Annotated in this window: 20 protein-coding genes; 6 read left to right on the top strand and 14 right to left on the bottom strand. The window is 30.5% G+C overall.

Annotated features, from left to right (window positions below; all coding sequences use genetic code 11):
- Nucleotides 1-299: 299 nt before the first annotated feature.
- The 3 genes from ltrA to A7L45_RS23180 all read right to left on the bottom strand — a co-directional run bounded on the left by ltrA (nucleotide 300) and on the right by A7L45_RS23180 (nucleotide 3,759).
- The gene (gene ltrA, locus A7L45_RS08990) at nucleotides 300-1,166 is read right to left on the bottom strand and encodes a group II intron reverse transcriptase/maturase (protein ID WP_084647414.1); all 867 of its coding nucleotides are present in this window, start codon (nucleotides 1,164-1,166) and stop codon (nucleotides 300-302) included.
- A gap of 480 nt (nucleotides 1,167-1,646) precedes the next feature.
- The gene (locus tag A7L45_RS08985; RefSeq protein WP_071612464.1) at nucleotides 1,647-3,245 is read right to left on the bottom strand and encodes an MBL fold metallo-hydrolase RNA specificity domain-containing protein; all 1,599 of its coding nucleotides are present in this window, start codon (nucleotides 3,243-3,245) and stop codon (nucleotides 1,647-1,649) included.
- A 358-nt stretch (nucleotides 3,246-3,603) separates the two neighbouring features.
- The gene (locus A7L45_RS23180; protein WP_169829586.1) at nucleotides 3,604-3,759 is read right to left on the bottom strand and encodes a hypothetical protein; all 156 of its coding nucleotides are present in this window, start codon (nucleotides 3,757-3,759) and stop codon (nucleotides 3,604-3,606) included.
- Between the two features lie 37 nt (nucleotides 3,760-3,796).
- Here A7L45_RS23180 and A7L45_RS23505 point away from each other — a divergent pair, with 37 nt between their 5' ends.
- On the top strand, nucleotides 3,797-3,958 hold the full coding sequence (locus A7L45_RS23505; RefSeq protein ID WP_207647767.1) for a hypothetical protein: 162 nt from the start codon (nucleotides 3,797-3,799) through the stop codon (nucleotides 3,956-3,958).
- Nucleotides 3,959-4,034: 76 nt separating this feature from the next.
- On the opposite strand, the gene A7L45_RS08980 is transcribed toward A7L45_RS23505, so the two are convergent.
- On the bottom strand, nucleotides 4,035-5,771 hold the full coding sequence (locus A7L45_RS08980; protein ID WP_071612463.1) for a pectate lyase family protein: 1,737 nt from the start codon (nucleotides 5,769-5,771) through the stop codon (nucleotides 4,035-4,037).
- Nucleotides 5,772-6,055: 284 nt separating this feature from the next.
- On the opposite strand from A7L45_RS08980, the gene A7L45_RS08975 reads away from it, so the two are divergent.
- On the top strand, nucleotides 6,056-6,229 hold the full coding sequence (locus tag A7L45_RS08975; protein ID WP_084647413.1) for an aspartyl-phosphate phosphatase Spo0E family protein: 174 nt from the start codon (nucleotides 6,056-6,058) through the stop codon (nucleotides 6,227-6,229).
- A gap of 241 nt (nucleotides 6,230-6,470) precedes the next feature.
- Here the strand turns inward: A7L45_RS08975 and A7L45_RS23175 are convergent, their stop codons facing one another.
- A complete protein-coding gene (locus A7L45_RS23175; protein ID WP_169829584.1) occupies nucleotides 6,471-6,638 on the bottom strand; it encodes a hypothetical protein in 168 nt (55 codons plus the stop codon).
- Between the two features lie 505 nt (nucleotides 6,639-7,143).
- Here A7L45_RS23175 and A7L45_RS08970 point away from each other — a divergent pair.
- Nucleotides 7,144-7,770 (top strand): DsbA family protein, encoded by a 627-nt coding sequence (locus A7L45_RS08970; RefSeq protein WP_071612462.1) that lies wholly within the window; start codon nucleotides 7,144-7,146, stop codon nucleotides 7,768-7,770.
- Between the two features lie 67 nt (nucleotides 7,771-7,837).
- Nucleotides 7,838-8,269, top strand: coding sequence for an Rrf2 family transcriptional regulator (locus A7L45_RS08965; RefSeq protein ID WP_071612461.1), 432 nt, complete (start codon nucleotides 7,838-7,840; stop codon nucleotides 8,267-8,269).
- Between the two features lie 87 nt (nucleotides 8,270-8,356).
- On the opposite strand, the gene A7L45_RS08960 is transcribed toward A7L45_RS08965, so the two are convergent.
- The 3 genes from A7L45_RS08960 to A7L45_RS08950 all read right to left on the bottom strand — a co-directional run bounded on the left by A7L45_RS08960 (nucleotide 8,357) and on the right by A7L45_RS08950 (nucleotide 11,178).
- On the bottom strand, nucleotides 8,357-9,442 hold the full coding sequence (locus tag A7L45_RS08960; RefSeq protein WP_071612460.1) for a putative NPN-dependent ornithine cyclodeaminase: 1,086 nt from the start codon (nucleotides 9,440-9,442) through the stop codon (nucleotides 8,357-8,359).
- Nucleotides 9,443-9,488: 46 nt separating this feature from the next.
- Complete coding sequence (locus A7L45_RS08955; protein ID WP_071612459.1) at nucleotides 9,489-10,562, bottom strand: putative NPN-dependent ornithine cyclodeaminase; 1,074 nt, start codon at nucleotides 10,560-10,562, stop codon at nucleotides 9,489-9,491.
- Between the two features lie 148 nt (nucleotides 10,563-10,710).
- Nucleotides 10,711-11,178 carry an S-ribosylhomocysteine lyase gene (locus tag A7L45_RS08950; protein ID WP_071612458.1) on the bottom strand — a complete coding sequence of 156 codons (468 nt, stop codon included), beginning with the start codon at nucleotides 11,176-11,178 and terminating at the stop codon, nucleotides 10,711-10,713.
- 253 nt (nucleotides 11,179-11,431) lie between these two features.
- Here A7L45_RS08950 and A7L45_RS08945 point away from each other — a divergent pair, with 253 nt between their 5' ends.
- Nucleotides 11,432-13,234 carry a peptidoglycan D,D-transpeptidase FtsI family protein gene (locus tag A7L45_RS08945; protein WP_084647411.1) on the top strand — a complete coding sequence of 601 codons (1,803 nt, stop codon included), beginning with the start codon at nucleotides 11,432-11,434 and terminating at the stop codon, nucleotides 13,232-13,234.
- A gap of 688 nt (nucleotides 13,235-13,922) precedes the next feature.
- On the top strand, nucleotides 13,923-15,320 hold the full coding sequence (locus A7L45_RS08940; RefSeq protein WP_071612456.1) for a sensor histidine kinase: 1,398 nt from the start codon (nucleotides 13,923-13,925) through the stop codon (nucleotides 15,318-15,320).
- Nucleotides 15,321-15,449: 129 nt separating this feature from the next.
- Here A7L45_RS08940 and A7L45_RS08935 read toward each other — a convergent pair whose 3' ends face one another.
- The 6 genes from A7L45_RS08935 to A7L45_RS08910 all read right to left on the bottom strand — a co-directional run bounded on the left by A7L45_RS08935 (nucleotide 15,450) and on the right by A7L45_RS08910 (nucleotide 26,088).
- Complete coding sequence (locus A7L45_RS08935; RefSeq protein WP_071612455.1) at nucleotides 15,450-15,713, bottom strand: hypothetical protein; 264 nt, start codon at nucleotides 15,711-15,713, stop codon at nucleotides 15,450-15,452.
- Nucleotides 15,714-15,727: 14 nt separating this feature from the next.
- Nucleotides 15,728-16,984 carry a DNA polymerase Y family protein gene (locus A7L45_RS08930; protein ID WP_071612454.1) on the bottom strand — a complete coding sequence of 419 codons (1,257 nt, stop codon included), beginning with the start codon at nucleotides 16,982-16,984 and terminating at the stop codon, nucleotides 15,728-15,730.
- 291 nt (nucleotides 16,985-17,275) lie between these two features.
- Entirely contained in the window at nucleotides 17,276-19,258 is a 1,983-nt protein-coding gene (tkt, locus tag A7L45_RS08925) for a transketolase (protein WP_071612453.1), read from the bottom strand.
- Nucleotides 19,259-19,428: 170 nt separating this feature from the next.
- On the bottom strand, nucleotides 19,429-23,844 hold the full coding sequence (locus A7L45_RS08920; RefSeq protein WP_071612452.1) for a coiled-coil domain-containing protein: 4,416 nt from the start codon (nucleotides 23,842-23,844) through the stop codon (nucleotides 19,429-19,431).
- Nucleotides 23,844-24,554 (bottom strand): DUF6063 family protein, encoded by a 711-nt coding sequence (locus A7L45_RS08915; RefSeq protein WP_071612451.1) that lies wholly within the window; start codon nucleotides 24,552-24,554, stop codon nucleotides 23,844-23,846. The genes A7L45_RS08920 and A7L45_RS08915 overlap by 1 nt, the downstream gene beginning before the upstream one ends.
- A gap of 1 nt (nucleotide 24,555) precedes the next feature.
- The gene (locus A7L45_RS08910; protein WP_084647410.1) at nucleotides 24,556-26,088 is read right to left on the bottom strand and encodes a hypothetical protein; all 1,533 of its coding nucleotides are present in this window, start codon (nucleotides 26,086-26,088) and stop codon (nucleotides 24,556-24,558) included.
- Between the last annotated feature and the right edge of the window lie 41 nt (nucleotides 26,089-26,129).

Raw genomic sequence — 26,129 nt, 5'->3', positions numbered from 1 at the left:
TAAATTCATGCCACCTCTATGCCGTCCACCGCCTAGACAGTAAACAGGTTTCCTCTAGACTTATCCCAGATTAACGACTACCCTCTGGTTCTGATGAAATCTCTACGCTTTCGACATTTCCGTAAGTGGTTCACATGCTCGTTCATCTCTTTAGTACATACTTGACAGATTTAACTCTGCCTTTTCCTTAACGCTCAATACCATAACTTTTGATTATAGCACCTTAAGGTAGTTTGAAATCTCCACCTGCATGGCGATTTCGGAGGGCCTTCCTCCATCATCTGTATAGCACAGCAATATTAAGCAACTCTTACGAGTTGCTTACCACGCTTTCGTGGCACACCATCATCAGCATATCTACAAAAGTTTAGTCCTCGCTTTGTTAGTTCTACATCAAGTTCATTTAACATTATGTTACTTAATAATGGGGACAAGGGTCCACCTTGAGGTGCTCCTTCTCCAGTATTCATAAATACCCCATTTATCATAACTCCACTTTGTAGATACTTTCGTATCAGAGAAATTACTCTACTATCTTTAATATCTTCCGATAGTATCCTAATTAATTTATCATGATTTATCGTATCAAAGTATTTTGAAAGGTCTATATTTACTGTCCATGTATGTCCAGCATTGATATATCCCCTGCATTTTTCAACAGCTTGCTTTGCACTTCTTAAAGGCCTAAAACCATAACTATTATCTGAAAATTTCTTTTCATATATTGGGATTAGAACTTGTGAAATCGCTTGTTGAACAACTCTATCTACTACAGTAGGTATTCCAAGTAGTCTAATTCCCCCATCAGGTTTGGGTATTTCTACCCTTCTTACTGCTTGAGGTCTATATCTATTTTCCAGTAATAATTGCCTTAGTTCTTGTCCATGCTCTTTCAGGTGATGTAAAAGTTCATCTACTGTCAAACCATCAATACCATGACTTCCTTTATTGGCCTTTACTCTTTTATATGCTTTATTCATATTATCTCTCGATAATATTTGCTCGAGCAAATCATTACCGTATCTATTTACACCGTTTCTTCCTTCTTCTGATATAGAAGAAATACTATGCACTTCTACGTTACCTTTGAGTTCCACTCTATTCTCTCGTAGAGAGCCTTCTTTATGAAGTTGTCTGCTTTTATCATATTTCTTCGTATCTTTCAAAATTTCAAAACCTCCTATTGTTCCGTCCTTCCCACGCTAACGCGTTTAGCATGGTACTATGACATCTGCTGACTTCTGATAGTTCAGACATACATCACTGTATGGTTTGTTATCTCTAAATTCATATCCATAACTTACCTATCAGATCTCCCCGGGTAAGAACGTCTACTTTCCCTCCAAATATCTGCTACATTTACACCGCCTGTTTCGGATAGTTAGGGCTTCGTTTTGTTAAGCAAACTTACCCACAAGCATATGCCTTATATGTAGTTTCTGTTCGTCAGACCAGAGTTTTGCCGCCGACTTCCTTTAGATTCCACCTCACGGTGGACACCCTTGTCTTAAGCTAACGGTTGGCACTATCAGCCCCCGTATCGGACTTTCACCGACGAGTAAACGCCCATGCCGGGCACACTTAAAAAGCGACCCTATTAAGTCGCTTCTCCCCTTATATTTACTACTTTTTTATAGTATGATTTTTCATTTTAAAATATTGTCAGATTCCTTTTCATCATAAATAATATCTTTTATAATATCAAGTAAATCTACCTTTTTTAGCCCTTCGATATTATTTATTGCTTTAATATCTTTTATCAATTTTTTTCTTAAATTTTCATCAGCTTTATAAGTTTTATAAGCTTTATCAGTTCCATAAGTTTTTTCAATTTTGCTAACTTTATTAGCTTTTTCGTTTATATAAAATTCCTCTCCACTTTCAACAATTCTTGCGCTGTAACCCTTAGAATCCAATAACTGTTTAAAGCTATCCTGAGCTTCTTTATCTCCATGAACAAGCAGAATTTCCTTTGGTTTGTCCATAAACCCTTCTATCCAGTTGAATAATCCATTTCTATCAGCGTGTCCTGATAATCCCTCTAAGTTATAAATATGAGCTTTAACAGCAATTTGTTCTCCAAATATCTTAACTGTTTTTGCCCCACCTACTATATTCCGTCCTAAGGTTCCTTCTGCTTGATACCCTACAAAAACAATTGATGATTCTTCTCTCCACAAATTATATTTAAGATGATGTTTTATTCTACCTGCATCACACATGCCACTTGCGGAGATAACTATTACATTGCTTTGAATTTTATTTATTTCCATTGAATCATTTGCAGAAACTGAGAATCTCAAACCATCAAACCTAAAAGGATACTCCCCCTTCATTACAAGTTCTTTTGCTTCATTGTCATAATCCTCATTATGGCTCTCAAATACCTTTGTTGCTTGAATGGCTAAAGGACTATCAATATAAACTTTAATATCCAACAAATCTTCATTTTCTACATATTTATTTAATTCATATAATATTTCCTGAGTCCTACCTACTGCAAATGAAGGTATAATAACATTCCCCCCTCTTGCAAAGGTCTCCTTAATTATTTTTAATAACGCCTTTAAATCTTCCTTAATCTCAGGATGAACTCTGTTGCCGTATGTGGTCTCTATTATCAAGTAATCAGTATGATTAATAATGGTTGGATCTTTTATAATTGACTTATTTAAATTACCTAAATCACCACTGTATACAAGTTTTACTTCTTCTTGATCCTTTTCAGTCATATATAATTCAACAATCGCTGAACCCAAAAGATGGCCTGCATCTCTAAATCTTATTTTTAACCCATCAAAAACATCTATCATTTCATCGTAGGGAAATGCTCTAAAAAGTGAAAGAGAAAGTTCTGCCAATTTAAATGTATATAATGGTTCTAAAGTTTTTAATCCCTGACGCTTTCTTTTTCTATTTTTCCAATCAACCTCAGATTCATGAATGTGCCCGCTATCAGGCAGCATAATACTGCATAAATCCATTGTCGCCTGCGTTGATAAAATCTCTCCTTTAAATCCCATTTTATAAAGTAGAGGTATCCTTCCACTATGATCTATATGGGCATGTGATAAAATCACATAATCTACCTCTTTAGGATTAAAATCAAATGTCTCATTTGCAAATACTTTTTCACCTTTGCCCTGATATAAACCACAATCAAGCAAAACCGTCTTTCCGTTTATGTGTAAAATATGACATGAACCTGTAACAGTTTTTGCTGCTCCATAGAATTGAATTTTCATAATAATCCTCCTCTTCATCATGTGAATAGTTACTTTATGCTCTGGTAAAATTCTTAAATTTGTTTTTCATTAGTTAATGATTACGCTGAATTTCGTCCAATTTTTTCAAATATTCAGATATTTGCTTCTATTATAACAGATATCTAATAATATACCTAGCTTGTCTTCGTTAATATAATCTAGATATTATAATTAATTTTCTAAATTTTTTATTATTCTCCCTCCTTAATGTTTGATGTTATAGTATATGTATGCATGCATGTTATGGCAAATAATATACAACCTATTTTGTAATTAAAGGAGGGGTAGTTATTTTACACAAAAAAGGAACAAAGCAGTGGATTATAATTTTTGTTTTTTATACAATAATAGTATTTTTGAGTTTACTTACAACCAGAGTCATGCTTGCAAGTGAACTATTAGTTAGGCCAATACTAGGTTTGCTTATAATATCTGTAGTCTCTGGTTTAATTCCATGCATAGGTGGTTTTTTAGGTAAATGGATTTTCTTCATAATTTATACCCTTTGTACCATAGTAGCTATCATTTATATGTTTTATATTGTGATGGTCAATACTTCACCTGGTTGGGGTGACTTAACCAGTATTATAGGTTATCTATTTATAATTATAGTTGGAACTGTTTTAGCTTTAGTAACAGAGGTACTTAGTTTTTTTATTAAAACAAAATTAATTAAAAACAAAAAAGTATGATAAATTATTAATTTACCATACTTTTTTGTAATTATTACTGTAAATAACTCTACTATTTATAAGTTTTCTATTTTACTTATTTTGTCCAGTACCTTGTTTCACCTACTGAATTTCCTCCAACAGATACTAACTCAGATTTATAATTCTTAATTTTACTCATTAATTCAGTATTTACTTCAGATTTTACATCATCAGCATCTGTGAAATTCCACTTAAAATCTCCACCATCTACTCTTCCTGCATAAGTAGTGACGTTACTTTCTACATTTTGTGGTGCATCTGGTACATATTTATACATTAATGAACTTGTATCAAAATTATTATACGTATTTCCTCCACTTACAGATTTATATGTGCTTGGAACTTGTTCATTTCTTGCCGATGCTAAATATGCATCAAATTGAGTTGCATCATCCTTAGAATAAACAAGTTTTGTAGCTCCCTCTACTTTATTATTATATGCCTTAATCATACCTCCTTCTTCACCTGAGAAAGTCCCTACACTGCCACCAGAAATATCAGAACCTTGTAGAGATGATAGCATTGGATATTTACAATTTCTGAAATAGTTATCTTCTACAAAAGCTGACGCGCCTTTTGTAACACCAACTCCATATTTTGAATTTCCATCAAAATAGTTATTATAAATGTGAATTGTCCCAACTCTAATACGTGGTTGCCTTGAATCTGAGTGATCGAACCAATTATGATGATAAGTTACATAGAAATTTTCCGTGTCACTCATACCACAAAGTGAACATTTACCAGAATCATAAAAATGATTGTATGCAACTGTAACATAAGTTGATTTTTTTACATCACAAGAGCCATCACCCTTTACTTGGTCAGCATCACTTCCAGCTGCCCCATAAAAAATATCATTATTATGGACCCAAATGTTTTCATTTCCTGTATCAAGTGAAATTCCATCATCTGGAAATAACATGACACCCATATTTCTAAGTTCTACATTGTGAGAATCTCTAATAAGAACTCCCCATCCATAAGCGGTAGCATCTTCCCCTACGCCCTCGAATGTTACATTGTAACACCCTTTTAATTGTAAATATCCAGTACTATTAAGACCAGTAATATCATCAGCTTTAATTTCGCCTACCATACGAATAATAAGTGGGCGTTTATCATAACCCTTTTGACGTTTTGCTAAAATATCAGTAATGCCTGTACACAGTGTTGCGGTTCCCTTAATATTTGTTATAACATTTGCTGTTACTTTATTTACATTACTTGATGTAATATACACAATTTGAGCATTACTTGCTACTGTACCATCATCTTTATATCCACCTGAGCCTGTACCCATAGGTGATCCAGAAGCAAACGCAAACCCTTCTCTTGTATTTGCTTTTACTTTAATAGTTTTTGTAATTACTTGTTCTAAACTAGCTTCTTTATTATTTATAGTAGGCACTATTTTCATCACATAATCGCCTTGTGAAAGACCTAAGACATCTGCTCTAAAATATGATGAATATTTTCTAATTAATTGATTATCTAATTGTTTATATTCAGAATCTGAAGCACTTGCTAATTTACAATAAACATTATACCCAGTTGCACCTTTAGCCTCAGTCCACTCAACATTTGCTGACTCCAACCACCCATTACTTTCTAATATTGATACTGTATTTCCCACACTTTGTGTGTTTTCTAATGATACAGAACTTAAATTATATGTTGAAGCGCTGGCACTTAAACATGTTGTCATCACCATAGATGATGCTAATACAGCTAACATTAGTTGTTTTGAAATTTTTTTTACTTGATCACTTGTTAATGGTTTTTTTACCATTTGATTACCCCCTCTTATTATTTTGTTCACGTTAACTTGAAAGCGTTTACATTTTTTTAATATACATTTGATTAGAATATATATTTATATTAAATATATTACACATTAAGTAAATAACTGTCAATTATTAAATTCTACGTTTACGTTAATTAAAATATTATTAGTTTTTTTACCGTTTTCCCCCCTTAAATTTAACTTCTCTAACGTATTTATAAATAAGAATAAATTTCTGTTTTAGTCCAATCATTATTAATCTATTAGTTGATAAAAAGTTATTATAAGTTATGAAGGGAATGATGTTAATGATGTTAATGAGTAATATCATGCTTACTATAGAAAATTTAAGAGAAGAATTAGAAAACCTTATCATACTAAAAGGGCTAAGTCATACATCAGTATTAAAATTAAGCCAAATATTAGATAATTATATATTAGAATATTATACAAATGAATATTAAAAATAGTCAATCTAACGGCCCTCTTCCACAATTAAAACTGTATTTTATTATTTAGCAAATAAGGGTATTATAATAGCTGATAATAATGGGTACAATATTATTGTAAATTTGAATTTATATAAAGAAGGAAACAGGGGGTCATGTGCTGATATGAGAAAAAGCATTCGCATTTTATTAGTTATTGTTGTGATCAATGATATGGGGTTACTTTAGAAAATATATTTTATGTATAACTATTTTTCTATAAACATTTTCCAGGATCACTCTTTATTAAATTCCAATTCCCCTTTTCATCCTTTTTATATTGTGCTATCTCTATATCAGTATCATTAGTTAATTGAAAAAATATAAACTTATAATCACTACCATCTGTCCCTTTAATAGTTTCAATCTCAGCAAAGTATTTCATTTCATCTAAATTTTCATTTAATTCAGGAACCTTTTTTAGTTTTATTAGATTTATATGAATAATATTTTCAAAAGATTTAAGGTACTCAGTATAATTTAACTTATCTCTATATTTAGATGATAAAAAATTGTATGCTACTGGATAGGGTATTTGAGCATTGCCAGGTGTTCCACAGCCTGCTCCCTTCCCTTCTATTGAGTTCGCTGCTTCCCTTAAAAGACTGAAATAATTAATTATTGTATTCTCTGGAGTTTTAAAAAGACTACTGGGTAATGTAATTTCAGAAGGCTTCTTATCATAGAACTTATCAAAAAATCTATAAATATTATATTAAATAAAGTTTTATAATAGACTCCTATAAATAAAACTGTATTAAGAATAAAAAAAATTATTGACATTCTTTGCAGTTGTAACTACAATGAGTACAACAGTAATTGTAATCATTGTGATTACATCATTAATTTATAACTTAGTAATTAAAATTAGAAATTGGAGGATTATATATATGAAAAACAAAATATATTATGTTATGGATACAATGTGTGGATGGTGTTATGGTTTTAGTGATGTTATTACTAAAATCCATGAAAAACATAAGGATAAATATGACTTTGAAATAATACCTGGAGGTATGTGGGTCGGTGATGAAGTAAAAGAAATGGATACTTCTTTAGGTGAATATATAAAAACTAACAACATTAGAGTGGAGGCCTTAACTAGTGTTCACTTCGGTAAAGCCTTTAATAAAAATGTATTAGGTGGCGGTAATAGAGTTCTAGATAGCTTGCCAGGTGCAAAGGCAATGGTTCTCTTTCAAAAATTAAATAGAGATATGTCCTTTGATTTCCTAAAAAAAATGCAAGAAGCATTTTTCGTAAACGGTCAAGATATGAATGATATTACTGTTTATACTAAAATCGCCGAAAGTTTTGGTATTTCTAAAGGAGACTTTGAAGAAATATTTCTTTCACAAGAATTGAGTGAAGAAACTTTTGAATGCTTTAGAAAAGGTCAAAAATTAGGGGTACAGAGTTTTCCAACAGTTATTCTTGAAAAAGGAAACAAAAGAACAATCATCGCTCAAGGCTATAGCAGTTTTGAAGAACTTGATAAAATTCTATTAAGGGAATAAATTATTGAAGAAATAACTTTATGTAATAACATTTAAAAGCTAAATTTTGCTAAAAAGGAGTTTGGTTATGAAAATAAGTAGTCGATTCACTGTAGCAGTCCACATACTATCTCTTCTATCAATTTATCCAAATCCATTGCCAACTTCAGATATGATTGCAGGCAGTGTGAATACTAACGCAGTGGTAATTAGAAGAATACTTGGAATGCTTAAAAGTGCAGGACTTGTTGATATGAAACGTGGAACAGGAGGTTCATATCTTACTAAGCATATTGAAGATATAAATTTATTAGAAGTATACAAAGCGGTAGATGTAGTGGACACTGGTGGTTTATTTCAAGTTCATCAAAATCCAAATATAAATTGTCCCATAGGTGCAAACATCCAATCTGTTATTGAAGTAACCTTGTTTAATGCGCAAGAATCAATGGAAAATGTTCTAAAAAATGTTACCATGCTTGATGTGGTTTCGGATTTTAATGAGAAAATCAATAAATAATGAAAAAGGAAGCTTACAAAAGCTTCCTTTTTATATAAAAATATATACTTCTAATACCCATCATTTAAGCAAATATAATTGTAAATATTATTTTATTAATCCTTCCGCTACATTTGTTATAAAATCTTGGACATTTGTAACCAATGTTTTAACTTCTAATGTTCCTCTGTCAGATAATTTGTTAACAGAGAACTCTTGTATATCAATAGAATATATATATACTGGTCTAACAACCCCATTTTTTACAGTGTATGATGGAGTCATATTTCCTGCTGCTATCGTGTGGAGTACTGATGATAAACATATGAGCATAGTTGCATTTCTAGTGTGCTTTCTCATAGCATCTTGAGACTCATACACATTATCATAAACATCTGGCAATGTATATCTATCTCTTATACTACTGGCAAGTACTACAGGAACATCATTTTCCTGGCAAGCTTTTAATATACCGTCTTTAACTAACCCTGAATTTATCAATCCTTTAAGCGTTCCTATTCTTCTAGCTTCATTTATAGTTGCAATATAGTTATAATGAGCAGTTTCGCGTGACTCAAATGTTTCCTGACCTGAAACTGTTTTGAACATTGCCTTTTCTAAATCATAGGTAGCAAAGTTATTTCCAGATAAAACAGCTTGAGCATAACCATTTTCAACAATTGAGGTAAAAGCAGCTCTTGATTCATAATCTAATGCAATTGAGGGTCCTAAGACCCAAACTATTTTTCCTGATTGGTCCTTTTCATATTGCATAATCTTATATAATTCATCGTAATCTTTAGAAAAGGCTGTTTCTCTTGATCTCCCGGTTCTAAATGCAAAGGTATCAGCCTCTCCCTTCTGAGTAATAAAACCATTAGTATACATATATATACCTTCACTTCCATCTTCAGATCTTCCTACGACAACATTATCTCCAATTTTTAAATTTCTAAATTCTACAATATCTATGCCACCACTTGGAGTAACAATTGCAACGCTATCCATACGGCTTCCACTCGCAAGTACCCAATTACCTTCTATTTTAAAATACTCAGGATATATTGATAATGCATGATACCCACTATGGGCAACCCCTTTTTTTATTACTTTTTCGATTTTGCAGTTCGGAGATTTAATAAAAAATTCATGTCCGAAATCTGGTGGTGTAAACTTTGGCAACTCAAAAGTCATTTAAATTCTCCCCCTAACTGATATGATAATGTATTTTAGTGCAATATTAACATAAGTTTTTTTGAACTTTCACTACAAAATCTTGAACATTAGTAACTATCGTTTTAATACCTATGTATTCTCGGGCAACTGATACCTGATTAACTGCATATTCAGAAATGTCTACGCAGTAAAAATATATTGGTCTTACTTTTCCATCGCAAACTCTATAAGATGAAGTCAAATTTGCAGTTGCAACTGAATGAAGAACAGTAGCAAGACAAATTATTACTGTTGCTTTATCGGTTTCTTCTTTCATAGCATCAAGTCCGCAAGATACATCATGATAAACCGGTGGAAGCGGCCCGTCATCCCTTATAGACCCAGCAAGGACTATAGGTATTTTCTTCTCCATCGCAGTTTTCATAAATCCATCTTTTATATTTCCTTCATCAAGTAATGCTTCTATCGAGCCTGCGCGTCTAGCCTCATTTATTAGATCTAAATGATTATAATGACCCATTGGAGCAGATTCTTGAGTATATATATTTTGACCAAGGGCTGTCCCTAGTAATCCTCCCTCTAGATCATGAGTTGCCATGGCATTCCCAGCCATAAGAGAATCAACATACCCATTGGAGCAAAGTACAGATAAAGCGGCTCTAGTATCATAATCAAAAACTACAGCTGGACCTAGAACCCAAACTATATATCCATTATTTTGTTTTTCATATTCTAGTAATTCATATAATTCTTTATAATCCCTTGAAAATGAAGATTCAACAGATCTCCCGGTTCCAATACTTTGTAAATTATCAAATCCACTAGTATGCTTATATACACCTTCGCTTCCATCTTTAACTTTCCCTAAAACAACCTTGTCGTGAGTTTTAAGATTTCTAAATTCCACAATTTCTACGGTGTTGTTATCACGAACAACTGCAGTGCATTCTATAGATGTTTGAGTTGGCAGCACCCATTGTCCTTTAATTTTAAAATATTCAGGAAATATAGAAGTTATTAAAAAGCCAATAGGTGCAACTCCATCTTTCTTAACTTCTCCTACTTTAACATCTGGCGCGTTCTCAAAAACATTATGCGAAAAATCTGGCGGTACGAACTTTGGTAATTGAAAACCCATATAAGATTTCCCCCTTTATTGTAATGTATTTAAGATAATGGATATACTACATTATAAAATATAAAAAAGATACACAATATAATTTGTATATCTTTCTTATTTAGATATTCTATTAAATTTTTAGCACTGTCTAAATACATAAGTAACGTTAAGATTTTATTTCTGGATAAGTTACATTTAAAGAAGTTGCATTAAGAAGAGTATCAAGATATTCTTGTACATCTTTCTTTGCTCCTATTAGATCCATATCTGAATAATTACCACACTGGTCTGGTTGTGCTCCCGGTATCTCTCCTTCAAAAGCTATTACAAATTTCATCATATCTTTTACTACTTCAATACCCTTTGTCTTATCTATATTCCTCATGATCATATAGAAACCTGTTCTACAACCCATAGGTCCAAAGTAAATAACATCTTTAGCTATATCTTGATTTCTTAAATATGTGGCACCTATATGTTCAATAGTATGACAAGCACCTGTTGACATAACTTGTTCCCTATTAGGTTCTTTCATCCTAAGATCATAAGTAATGATATCTCCATCTATCCTTGATTCATAAAATCCTCTTAATAATTTAATATGATTAACTTGAAAACTTGATATTACTTCCATTATTATCTCCTCCTAATTTTCATTATACAATTCAAAGCCATCTATCTCTCTTCAATATGCTATACCTTATTATAACATATCAGATATTAAATATTTACCTTAAATAATTTTAATAAGTAAAAATCACTGTTTTACCCTAATAAAATATGTAGTTATTTTTGTGTGTAATGTAGTATAATATAGTATATATTAATAAAAAATGATTTAATATGTATATTTTTAAACTAAAATACAAGGCAGGTTGGTGAACAAATTGAAAAGAAGAAAGCCTCGATGTAAAAGGATTTTTAGTATAGTTATAGTATTTTCTTTATTATTTAGTGCTTTATTAGGCAGATTATTTTATGTAATGAGCATTCATGGCTCTAATTACAAAATGCTAGCAGTACAGCAGCAAACTAAAAGTATAACAATAGCTCCTTATAGAGGAGAAATTCTAGACAGAAATGGACTGCAATTGGCACAAAGCATTAATGTCTATAGGGTAGATGCTGATTTAACTGTATTAAATAAGCATTTAGTTGATAATAAAATACCCGAAAGACAAGCCGCTGAAAAATTGGCAAAGATTCTTAATGTTAAAAACAGTGATGTTGAAAAAATATTAAATACCCAGAATAGTGAAGGCAAATTACTTCAATTCGTATCGCTTAAAAGACAGGTTGAGCAAAAGGTGATAGATTCTCTTAATAATTTGAAATACAAAGGAATTATAATTTCAAGTGATGTTAAAAGAATATATCCAAATGATACTTTTCTCTCTCAGGTATTAGGGCATATTAATTTAAATGGTTCTGGTGTTAATGGGGTAGAGCTGAGCTATAACAATTATTTAGCAGGTACCCCTGGTGTAAAAGTGGTTCAGCTGGACAAAAATAGCAATGAATTGCCTTATACCGAGGCTGTGACGGTTAATCCTATAAACGGGAAAAATTTGACTTTAACTATAAATGAACAAATTCAAGAGTTAGCTGAAAGAGTCGCTAAGGAAACTTTAGAAAAAAATGGTGCGAAATCTGTAAGTATAACAATTATGAATCCCAATAATGGTGAGATTTTGGCAATGGCAAATTCGCCTGGCTATAATTTGAATGATCCTTATGCAAAGGGTAATACAAGTAGTCAAGCAGAGACTACATGGAGGAATACAGCTGTAAGCGATGTATTTGAGCCAGGATCAATCTTCAAGGTTATAATGGCCGCTGCTGGACTCCAATATAATTCTGTGACTGATAAATATCTTTTTACAAACAATGGTAGTATTAAGATTGGCAATAAAACATTGTACAACGATAATAAAGAAAAGTATGGTGTTGAAACTTTTTCAGATATATTAAAAAACTCCGACAATGTTGGGTTTATAACTCTTGGACAAATGATTGGAAAAGAGAATCTTTATAAGTTTGCAAAAGACGCTGGAATTGGTAAAAAAACTAATATAGACTTGCCTGGAGAAGGCACTGGGTTAATAAAAGATCTAAAAAGTATTACACCACTTGATCTTGCTACGATGTCATATGGACAAGGCGTTGCAGTTACCCAAATACAGTATATGGCGGCATTTAATGCAGTTGCTAATGGAGGTACATTGATAACACCACATGTTATGAAAGAAATATCTCATAATATAAACGGTAAAACAGTTGTGGATAATCAATATAGTAATTTTAACAAAAGAACTATAATGAGCAGCGATAAATCAGCTTTATTAAGAACATATTTGGAAAGTGTCGTTAAAAAAGGAACTGCCGCTGGAACCTATATGGACGGTTATCATATAGGTGGGAAGACAGGAACTGCTAATAAAGTTGATAGCGTCAGCGGTGGCTATATCTCCGGTAAATACATATCATCATTTGCAGGCATGGCTCCTGCGAGTAATCCAAAAGTAAGCTTAATAGTTACTATAGAGGAACCAAACTCAGATAACTATTATGCAGCCCAGACAGCAGTACCAGCTTCAAAAAAGATATTTTCTGAGTTGTTTACAATAATGGGTATATCTCCAGATAGTGTTAATAGTGCAGTTAACAAAAATGCTACTAATAAAAAGTAATATTACATTATTTTTTATTAGTATTGTAATATTTGTCAATAGCCTCATTAACATGCATCCAACCTTTCCAGCCTCTTTGGTAGCATTCACAAGTGCTCCCAACATAAAAGACAATTCACTGCTGCTTTTATCTTCAATAGCCCAATAAATAAACATTAAATCAATTGCCGCAATTATCCACGATATGTAAACTATCCTTTCATTACCATTATTAGCCTTCTCATTATCTAGGCTAAATATTAATGAATTCATTCACATAGTTGATTAATATATCCATAAATTCTATATTACAGTTATAAAATTAAAATTCATACAATTATGTGTTTATTTATGCAAAATTTGTTTTATATTATAGCTCAGATTAATACAATCTAAATATAGTAAACCCACATCTAATGATATGGGTTTACTTGTGTTGGTGTAAACGAATGTTATATTAGTTATTTAGAAATTCTTTCACAGTATACTATTACTACGTTGCATCATCTATTCCACTAAGTGTATTTTTTATAGAAATTAATACATCTTTTGTAACAACACTTTAATCTCGTAAAAAGGTTTATAAGTGTTTAATTTACAATTTTGTTATTTCATTAACAATTATGTTATAATATATAGGAAATAATGAATATTATGCAAAACAAAAAATAATTTATGATTATATACGAAAAGTTTTAGGAGGGGGAAAATGATAAATAAAGCACGATTAAAAATCACAGATATTTTAGATGTTGAATTACTCCAGAAGCTTCAAGATAACTTTTCAAAAAATATGGATATTGCAAGTGTTATTGTAGATATAAATGGTAATCCTGTTACAAAACCTAGTAGGTTTACAAATTTTTGCACAAATTTTATTCAAAATTCGGTATTGGGGAATAATAAATGTTCAGCATCTCATCGAAAATGTGGAGAAGGTGCTGCAAAATCAGCTAAACCATACATCTGCAGGTGTCATGCTGGTTTGATAGATTTTGCGGCTCCAATTTTAGTAAATGGAGAGCATATAGGAACTATATTGGGTGGGCAATTTTTAATAAAGAAACCATCAGCTTCAGATTTTAAAAATATAATAAAAGAACCAACTACTAGTGAAAATAGATTTTTAGAGGCACTTAGCGAAATTAATGTTATAGAAGAGCAAAAATTAAAATTGGCTGTAGAAACTGTATTTATTATTGCCAATTCAATTTCACAAATGGGCTATGAAAAATTAAATCTAAAATTAGATGCTAAAAAAATGGAAAGTAGTATTTTAGATCAAAACAGATTGTTAGAGGAATCTAGGAAATGCAATATGGATCAATCAGAAATGTTTTCTTCTATGTCGCATGAATTAAAAACGCCACTTAATATTATTTTCAGTGCATTACAATTACTAGAAAGTAAATATGATACCAAGTCCGTGGTTCCTGATTATGAAATGTTTTCTAAATATTCAAAAGTAATGAAACAAAATTGTTATAGATTGATAAGGCTTATTAATAATCTTATAGATATGAATAAGATTGAACTTGGTTTTTTTAAATTAGAATTGGCAAATGGAAATATTGTAAAAACTATTGAAGACATCACCCTATCTGTAGTTACTTATGCAAAAGCGAAGAAAATAAGTATAGTGTTTGATACGGATATAGAAGAAAAAATAACATCTTTTGATTCAGGTAAATTGGAAAGAATAATGCTGAATATATTATCAAACGCAATTAAATTTACTGAAGCTGACGGTATAATAAATGTAAATATTTACGATAATGAAAACTATATACTTATAAAAATAAAGGATACAGGAATTGGAATACCTCAGAACATGTTAAATAAAATTTTCAACACATATATCCAGGTTGATGATTCCCTTAGAGGGACTGTGGAAGGCAATGGGATAGGATTATCATTAGTAAAATCATTGGTAGAAATGCATGGAGGAGATATAAGTGTTAAAAGTGAAATGGGTGTTGGAAGTGAATTTAGTATCAAATTACCTATTAAGCTCATAGAATCTCAGATGTCTCACAGAAATAAAAATTATAATATAAATGATCCTATAGAGAAAATTAAAATTGAATTTTCAGATATATTTTCTTAGTTGTTTTTAAAAATTTTTACTAGAAGAAATGAGAGTTAAGATAAAAGCGGTAGCATTACCTACTGTTTTTATCTTCATCATTCTTTGCAGTATCTTTTTACAAGATACTTTTATTATATAATTTTCACTTTAAATTTTATACAATATCCACCTACATGTTGCAAGCTCATATTTAATCTCAAATAACTTCATAGAATTATCAATCAAACTTTGGCATTTATAAACAGTCATAATATTACCTGCAAATCTCTGCGTATCCTTTACTATAACTTTATCTATTTTTATAACTTGCATAGGTTCATCATTTATTTGCATTCTAAACCTTACAGGTTTTATGTTTCCTTTGTTATCTGTATAAGAAATCATTTCTATAGGTAATGCTAAAACTTTCATTTATTTAATCTCCTTTAAAGCATTGCGCTCATTAATGGGTATTCTTCCTCCCCCTCTGCCATTCCGCCACACATATTATTTAACCCTGAATGAAGAAAACAAGATCTACTGATAGCTTTAGAACCATATTTTAGTCTAATTTCATCAATTGTTTTATTAAGATTGCTATCTTTCTCATAATTAAAAGTATCAAGTAAAGAACTCTGATAAAAATCATTACCACAAAAGTCTGTTATATGTACTCCCAGACGCCTTATTGGATTACCTTTCCAAACATTATCAAATAGATAACAAACTATTTCATGTATTTTACGAGTAGAATCAGTTGCTACCACCAATTTTTTCTGGCGAGAATAAAATATCATATCACTTCCTCTAACACTTATACTTACCACAGTGCAACAATTCTTCGAATCTCTTAAACGCATAGATACAGTTTCACATAATGATAACAATACTATATGAGCTGTTTCTTTATCGTAAACATCAAATGGAGTTGTAGTAGAATTTCCTATTCCCTTCATTTCGATGTAATTGCTCTTTCTAACCTCGGAAAATTCGTTGCCATTAGCATAATTCCAAATAACTAAGCCATGACTCTTGAATTTATTCTTTAAGATTTTTAAATCATAATTTGCTAATTCTCCAATAGTATTAATGTTTAAACCATGCAATTTAGGTGTCGTTGCTCTGCCCACCATAAATAGATCTTCAACTGGTAATGGCCACATTTTACTTTTAATTTCCCTGGGAAATAAAGTGTGTATTCTATTTGGTTTCTTGAAATCTGAGGCTACTTTTGCGAGCAGTTTATTATTTGATATCCCTATATTTACTGTGAACCCAAGTTCCTTACTTACCCGATCCTTTATAATTTCAGCGAGCTTCATATAATCTGGATACAAACCTTCCATGTTAGAAAAATCAAGAAAACTTTCATCTATACTAAACCGCTGAATCTTTGGAGTATACTGCTCAAATATTTGATGCATAGCTGCACTACACTTCATATACAACCAATATCTTGGTGGCACTATTACAATACTAGGACACTTCGCCCTAGCACTATATAAAGTTTCTCCCGTGTGAATATCGTATTTTTTAGCTGGAATTGATTTTGTTAAAACAATACCGTGCCTGCTTTCTTCATCCCCACCTATTACAGAAGGAACTAATCTTAGATCTAATAACTCACCTCGCTGAAGTCTATAAGCAGCTTCCCATGATAAATAAGCGCTATTAGCATCTATATGAAATATCAATCTACTCATAACCCTCTTCCTTTCTTTAATCTTCACTTTTTAATTTCAGAACATACGTTCGTAATACTATTATATACTATTTGTTTGCTTTTTAGAAGTTAATTTATATACCTTTTATAGAAATTTTTGTATTTTTTAATCTTTATAATACAATTGATGAATATATCATCTTATACAATACCAAAAATCACAAAAAAGATTAAGCGGCCTTAGTCCCCTACAATTTAGGACTTTAGCCGCTTAAATCAATTTTATTATTTACTTATACCTCAATATTGTGTAATATATCCTTTTTTAATATTATTTATTTTTCAATCTCAATACAGTGTCAACCACATTATTAACTGTAAATCCAAACTCTTCAAATAAAATTTCTGCTTTACCTGATGCACCAAAGTGATCAATTGAAATTACGGCTCCGTCAAGTCCCACATATTTGTGCCAACCAAATGAAGATGCTGCTTCTACTGCAACTCTTGCTCTTACATTGCTAGGCAATATCTTTTCCTTATATTCTTTACTTTGTCTATCAAACAACTCGAAAGAAGGCATACTTACTACCCTCGCATCTATTCCCTTTTTCTTTAATTCATCTGATGCCTTAAATATTAGTTCAACCTCTGAGCCAGAAGCAATTAATATTACATCGGGTGTTTCTTTTACAGAATCCTTGAGAATATATCCACCATTAAGTGCTTCCTTACTTGAGCCATTATATAATGGCAAAGTTTGTCTTGTTAATACAAGGGACACTGGTCCTTCTGATTTTGCTATTGCTAGGTACCAACCTGCAGCTGTTTCCTTAGAATCAGCTGGTCTAAACACTACCATATTGGGCATAGCTCTTAAAGCAGCTAATTGTTCAATAGGTTCATGAGTTGGTCCATCTTCACCAACACCAATACTATCGTGAGTAAGTACATAAGTTATTGGTAATTTCATTATTGCACTAAGTCTCATTGCACCCTTCATGTAATCACTAAATACAAAGAATGTAGATACAAATACTTTTAAACCACCATGAAGATATATTCCATTAGCGATAGCAGCCATTGCATGTTCTCTTACTCCAAAATGCATGTTTGCTCCAGATCTATCCTCGGCTGAGAAATCTCCTCTATCTTTCATATATGTTTTGTTTGAAGGAGCAAGATCTGCTGAGCCTCCAATTATATTTGGTACAAGCTTTGCTAACCTGTTAATAAGAACTCCGGATGCTTGTCTTGTTGCCATTGGTTTATCGAAACTCCAAAAACTTTCATCCTCTAATAAATCAGTGGCTATTTTACCACTAAACCAAAGTTTCCATTCTTTTGCAAGTTCTGGGTAAGCTATTTTGTAATCTTCAAATAACTTGTTCCAGGTTACTTCTTTAGATGCTGCTTTTTTATTAAAGCTTTCCATTTGTTTTTTAACTTCTTCTGGAACAGTAAAAGGTTCATAATTCCATCCTATGTTTTCCTTTAATGCAATGATATTTTCTACTCCAAGTGGTTCCCCATGTGCACAAGCTTTTCCTTGCTTAGCAAGGCAACCATAGCCTATTATATTCTTGACTATTATAATTGTTGGCTTTTTATCTTCCTTTTTAGCAGCAATTATAGCAGTATTTATTTCTTCTATGTTGTTTCCATCGGCTACTTTTATAACCTGCCAACCATATGCCTCATACCTTTTAGCAACATCTTCTCTAAAAGCAATATCAGTACTTCCTTCAATCGATATATTATTGGAATCATACATCATTATAAGTTTTCCAAGCCCTAGTGTTCCTGCAAGGGAAGATGCCTCACTTGAAATTCCTTCCATTAAACAACCATCTCCAGCTATAGTATATGTATAATGATCTATAACCTTAAAATTTTGTTTGTTAAATTTTTCTGCAAGATAGCTTTCAGAAATAGCCATACCTACTGCATTACAAATGCCTTGTCCAAGTGGTCCTGTAGTTGTTTCAACTCCGTCTGTATGTTTATATTCTGGATGTCCTGGTGTTTTACTTCCAAACTGTCTGAAATTTTTTATATCTTCAACACTTAAATCATATCCAAATACGTTTAAAAGTGAGTATAGAAGCATAGACCCATGACCAGCTGATAGTACAAATCTATCTCTATCTTCCCATTTTGAATTTTTAGGATTATGTTTCATTTGCTTTGCCCATAGAGTATAAGCCATGGTTGCACATCCAAGTGGTAACCCCGGATGACCAGAATTTGCTTTTTGCACCGCTTCTGCTGAAAGTACTCTTATAGTATTAATAGCTAAATTATCTACATTCATTATGTGCACCTTCCTATATTTAAATTATGAATAGTTATGTTTATACTTTTTAAACTCGTTTTAATAAGTTCATTCTACATCTTATTTTCACTTTCTGCAATATTTTTTTGTAAACTTTTTCATTTTTTTTAGAATTATTAAAAAATTGGACTCTATGTTATTTTTATTTATTATGATAATTCAAATCCCAACTGCTCATGTTCTATTTTCTTAAATTCAACCTGATCCACGCAGACTTGACTTCTTACCTGCATTACTACCGTCTGCTGCTTATTACCAATAAGTTTTTGACCAAGTATATAATTCACATCAAACCTTCCAGATATAGCAGGAGTAGCACCACGGGCTGGCACAATGAGCTGTACATTATTTGTTTTTAGAAACTCAAATATAGGTTCCCAAATATATATGTCTTTAGCTGCTCCAAAGGGATTATCTATAAATATAATTTTTCTTAATTTATTATTATCAACATTAAAGGAATTTATATTTTTAATGTAATTAATGATGGATATTAAAAATTGAATATATATTCCTTGTGACTGACCTGTACTGCCAACCGCCTGCTCATATTCCAATATTTTACTTTGTTCTGATATCTGTTCTCTTTTGTAAAGTTTTAAAACTATTTTATTCATGTCTGTTACAATAACAGAAAAAAGCCTTTTAAGTGCTAATTGATTTTTAATATATTTTATCTTATCTAAATTATCATCCATATTATCAACATTTCTTATTATCTCTTCTATATACAAAGACATATGGAATTTTTGCTGCTCTTCTTTAACATAGGGTAGCTGAAGACTAACCATTTGTATTATCTCATTATTTAAATTTAATCTTGATAAACGTGGCAATCTATCAAGCTCTGTTTTCACATCTCTGCAACGTTGGAGGCATTGATTTTGAAAATTATCTTTTATTTGCTCCATATCTTTAATATCATTTTCTATTTTTCCCTGTTGAAGAAATATAAGTTCTTTAATACTTTCTAAATTTTCTATAAGCGCTTTGCACTCAATAGTTAAGACAGGAGCATTAATGCTCCTTAAAAATTCTTCGGCTAGATCAAAAGCTCCCATTTCTTTAAGAGTTTTTATATTTTTTTCTTTATTACTTTCAAAGCTTGATTTACCGTTTTTTTCTTTAATGCAAACTTTATCAAAGTCTTTTTCTAAACCTTCATAATAACTTTTTATATCTAAAGTTTCTTCTAGCATGTCATTTGTTTTGTCTTTAGAAATATTACTAGATCTTAGAACTACTTCAATATTAACTATAATAGCTTTTAACTTCTCAATAACTTTATTAATCTTAATTTGCAATATTAAAAGTTCTGCTTTTTTCAAAGCAAGTTTTTCTCTTTTGCGAGTATTTTCTTCTTCAAATTGTTGAAATTTAAAGGCTTCAATTTCAATAGCTACATATTGACCAAAATCCTTTGAAAAACTATCTTCTAGTAGTTCAATTTTTCCACAAATATTACTCCTGGCTAATGTATACTTTTGAACATCTTTATTAACCACTTCCTGCTTTTCTTTTAATATTTTATGTTCTTCTTTTAATTCTTTTAATTCTTCCTGCTTTGTTACTGAAATCTCATTTCTATCTTTAAGTTCATAAAGCTTATCTATAGAATATTCTCTATTATCAATTTCACTCCTATCTTTATCCATATTACTTTGATAATTTTGTAGGAGTTGATCTTTGTCCCTTATATCTGAATTTTTTTCTTCTAATGCTTTTTTGCTTCCTCTAAATTTCGCATCTATTTCATCATCAGTTATGTTTAATTCTTCATATTTATCGTTATTATAATATGTTTTATACATTTTAGTCCATTCATCATTTACTTCATCTATTTCTCCCTTTAAGTGACTATTTACCTCAAGTTCATTTTTTTGCTTACTTTCCTCTGTTATCATTTGTTTTTTAATTTCCATATGCTTCAAGTTTAAAGAATTTAAACTTTCTACAAATCTCTGAAATTTATTTTCTTCCAAATCTAAATTATCTAAATCAATCTTTAATTCACTAATATTCTTTAAATCCCTATCTAGAACAATTAACTTATTCTCTAAATCTATATTTTCTAAATTAATGTTTTTCATCTTAAATTCAAGTCCATCTACAGCTTTACTACAAACTATCCTTTCATTTTCTAATGAAATTTTTTCAGAATTTAATTTAGTGCGATCCGCTTTAATCATATCTATTTTATTATCATAAGAAAACTTGAACTCTTTAATATATGTATTATCTATTTTTAAGGTTTCTTCATTTCTTTTAAGAAGGTCCAGGTTACTTCTTATCTCTGATATTTCTCCCCCTATTTTATCTTTTTCCTCTTTTATTTTCTCTGAATTTATAAATTTGGACCTATCTTTTAAGGCGAAATCCAAACCATTAATATTAAAGTCAAAATCATCTTTAATAGTCTCTAAGCTAATAATCGGAATAGCATAGTTACCAAAATCACAATCTCTGAACTTTTCGTCCTTAATAAGTTTATTAAAATTATAAGTTACAATAATAGAGTATGGAAGAAAAGGTATCTTACTTAAAAGGGTTTCTTTTTCCTCTATTGATAGGTCTTTAAGATATTCTATGCCTAGTATTCCGTCCTCATTATAGTTCCTATTAATATATCTTTTTACTTTTAATATTTCTTTAGTTGTTGGCATTGGCTTATCCTCATCTAACTGAGCATAATAATCTAATGATTGTTGTAATACTTGTTCCTGTGCAAGTATTGCTCTAAGCAGCTCGTTATATTTAATTTCTAGACTATTACTTAAAGATAAAACATCCCGTACCCCATAAACTTCTAATAATTTATTGACCTTAATTTTATCTATGTCATACTTATGAGTTAAATCATCATATTCTACTATTTTGCCTTGAATTGAAGTTGTTTTTTCTTCATTTTTGGCAATATCAATTTTGTAGTTACTATTTTTTAACATTAAAGAATCAAATACATATTTATTATCTTTTATTTTTAAAAAGGCTTCTGATCTATCCAGATCTATTTTTTTGATATCACCATCTATATCCCCTATAATCATAATGTTCAGCTGATTTCTAAGAACTTTAACCTTTTCTTTTAGTGAGTTAAGTCTTTCTTTTGATTGTAATATGTTGCTTTCAGAGACAGCTATTTTATTATCAATATCCCTTTCTAACCTTGCAAACTCTTTTACCTTACTTGAAAAGTCATAAACCTTACTTAAGGATTCAGTTAACTTATTATTTAACTCCTTAAGTTTAATCTCATCTCTAATTTTTTTATTATAGGCTAATATATTTAAATCTGATGTTAAGTTTTCATTGGCTTTAAATATATTATTAATTACCTCTTTTATTTCAGAATGTTTATATTTATTCTCTAGAAAATCTACGAAATAATTTTTAACTTGTCTAAGATTAATTTCATCATAAACATTGTCAACTTTAAGCTTAACATTTTCAAATTTATCTTGTGAATTTTTAAGTTCACCTTGAGTTATATTTAGCTCATTTTTCATAATTTGTAGCTTTATAGTTTGAATGTTTTTTTCTGTTTTCTTATCTTCTTCATTAATGTTATTTGTCTCTCCCTCTATTAAATTAAGTTCTTCATATTTGCTTTTCTTTTTGCTTTCCAGTGTATTGTAAGTTTTTACAATAGCATCTTCAATTTTATCCTTTTCGTCATATACATTAATAAGTGTTTTTGTCCTAATAATAAAGTCGTTAACAACACTCGCCTGCCTATCGTAATTTGAGATTTCTTTTTTCTTTTTAGATAACTCTATGATTTTATCCTTGATATCAAAAAGGGTTTTTGCCATTTCTTCTTCATCATTTACCTTATTCGTTTTAGCCATAAAAGCTTTTTGAATAATCTTTTCTATAAGTAAGTCCTCAACAATCTTTCTTGATGTCCTATAATTTTCTTCAAAGTAACCTCTCACATGACCCTCAGTCTTATTTATCCCCCTAATAATTTCCCATTCACTTTCATATAAACCATGCTCACTAATAAACCTTTGATATTCTCCCTTTCTATCTTCAAAGATACCCGAAACCACAACAAAAGAATTATCACTTTGGAGCGTCCTTAATTGTTTTTTTAATCCACCATAGGTTATTCTTTCTTTATTATCTTGAAGTGACAAATTATTTATATCATTTTCATTATAAGTATTATAAAATATACAGTAATTAAAATAATCAAAAGATGTTGTGTCTTTTTTATTTTCAATATTTCCAGGGTTCTCTGTACCTTTCCTAGCACAAAAACCTGTGGTCATATACTTATATCCTGATTTATCTCCATCATCTAATCGCCATTCAATTAGTGAATGAATAACATTACTAGAATCTTTACCCCTAAATAGCTTTTCTATAGGTTGCTTGTCATCTAAATGACAGTTGGGTATAAGATTTTGCATAAGCAATAACATTAAAAGGCTTTTACCTCCACCATTTGCGAGGTCATACAAAGTATTGCTACAAGAAAGCTCCATTTTAAAATCATCATATGTTTGAGTACCATTATTATATTTAACATTGTTTATTCTTATCCTGTTTATTTGCGGCATTAATTAAGTCCTCCTTCTGACATTATCGCGTAAAGCCTACCTCTGAAGTCTTCAAAGTAATTTTCTATAAGCGCCTTAAATCTAACGCTTGCATAATACCGTTCCTCTACCTCAATAAAAAGGTTCTGCTCTTTTAGAAAATTAAAAACAATTTTTATATACCCTAGCTTCGAACTTTTATAGGCTCTAGCGTTTACGGATAAATCAGTTGAGTGAGTTAAAGGGAGTTCATCCCACAAAAGAGCTATGGCACTAAAACTATTCTCCTCAAGTTCATTTTTCACTATTACATCCATTTTACTAATAATACTTGAAAGTGATCCATCAACGCTCCGCAGAACATCCTCACTTTTTATATATTCTTGAAGTGTGTAACTTGATGAATCTTTATAAAACAGCGTAATAATATTATAAATAATAAAATAACACATATATAATTCTTTATTAACCTTAAGCCCTAACATCTTCCTTAATTCTTCATTAGTATAACCAAACACCTTATTCTTTTCTCCAGCCGTAATAAATAAAGCACCCTTGTATTGGTATAAAGTTAAATTTAGCTTTTCAATCATGCTAGCAAATATATTATACATTTCCATGTTTGAATTATATTCCTCGTATAAGTCTGTATTTTCGCTGCTGCTTACATTCTCGCCAGTAATAAGCTTTGCAAACAGCTCAAGGGCTTTCTCCATATTCCAGTTATCCAATTTACTTCACCCTTTCAAATTTTATATTGGTAATTTTAAACAAAGATGATATTTCTATTACATCCTCAGGCATTGGTATTACTCTAAATTTAAGACCTATAAACTCATAACGATTTTCAGGCGTTAATATATTAATTATTATTTTATCAAAGATAGTTTTTTCGTCGACGTCAAGCTTAGATAAATCATAATAATTTTTTTGAGCAATATGCAGTATAAATGAATAATAATCTCCATTTTTTAAGATATCTCCTTTAAATTTACCTGCTAAATACAAATTAAATTCTCTTAAAGAAAATTGACCTTTCTCCAAAATGAATTTCATTAATAAATTCATAAATATTATGAAATTAGAAGCTATTCTTTCTTCCTCTATATCGTCAAGTGATTTATATTCTGTTTCTTTATAAGTTGTAACCTCTTCTATATCTTCCTCATTATTGGGTCTGTAGGTTAAAAGCTCATCTGTATTTTTCAAATTAAAAGTCTTACTAAACTTTATCTTTAAAAGCGGATTCATAAGATAAGCTAAAAGTGAAGCATTATCCAAAAGGAGAGTCCTTTGATAAACGGTTTTAAAATCAAAAGACATCCTAAGTTTATTTAATGTTACCTTTTTAATAATTTCGTCCGATTTTATCTTAAGGTCAGTAGAAGAATTTAAAAGTGCACTATGCTTTGAAATAGCTCGTTTAATCTCAGTTTCTAGATTATAAATATACTCCCTATTTTTTAAGAAATCCTCAGTATTGTGGCTTTCATTTTCCTCCATTCTCTCAAGAGCAATTTCTATTAGTTTCCTATTCTTATCAAATAGACCTTGTTCTTCATCAAACCACTTCATACTATTATTAAAAAGTTCATCTGCCTCTTTTATCCCCTCAGCAACGTTGTAACTCAAAATATTCAAGATTTCATTCTTTCTTTGCATTAATTTACTAACTTCATTATTAATACGTTTTACAACTTCAATACCACCTTTAAAATTCTTAGACTCAATCATTTTAGAGAGCAGTATCTGTTGAATACTTATTTTGCTCTCGTCCTTTATTTCCTTTGTATCAAGGTAAAACTCAATGGCCTCAGATGTTATATAATAACGTATTGTATTATCTAATATTTTGGATTCAATTAGTTTAATCCTAGATGACATCTGCTTCTTTTGAGCAGGGTCAAAATAATTATACGAAAAAGGTTTTCCATCATTTATAATTTTCTCAAAAATATAATTTACAAGTAAACTATTCTCTTTTTCATCTAGGTACAAATTATAATCTCGTTTTAGAATTTCTGTAGTAAACCTAGAAAACTTTTCAAAAGAAACCCCTGTATCATTAAAATTATTTTCTTCTATAAATAATCTTAACGATGCTACTACTATGTACCCCATATCAATAAAATTATATTTACCTTCCTGAAATAGGTCTAAAGATATCTCCCTAATCTTAAAAAAAGGATAATACTTTTTTAGGTTTTGCATTCTTTCATTATGTTCACTTATTATCTCATCCATAAAATCAAATTCATTATTCAAAATCTATCCACTCCTGATTTATATCTATTAATATAACTACA

The organism is Clostridium estertheticum subsp. estertheticum, assembly GCF_001877035.1.
GTDB classification, from domain to species: Bacteria; Bacillota; Clostridia; order Clostridiales; family Clostridiaceae; genus Clostridium_AD; species Clostridium_AD estertheticum.
The sequence above is the reverse complement of the archived record's forward strand: the minus strand, read 5'-3'. Positions and strand labels throughout refer to the sequence as shown.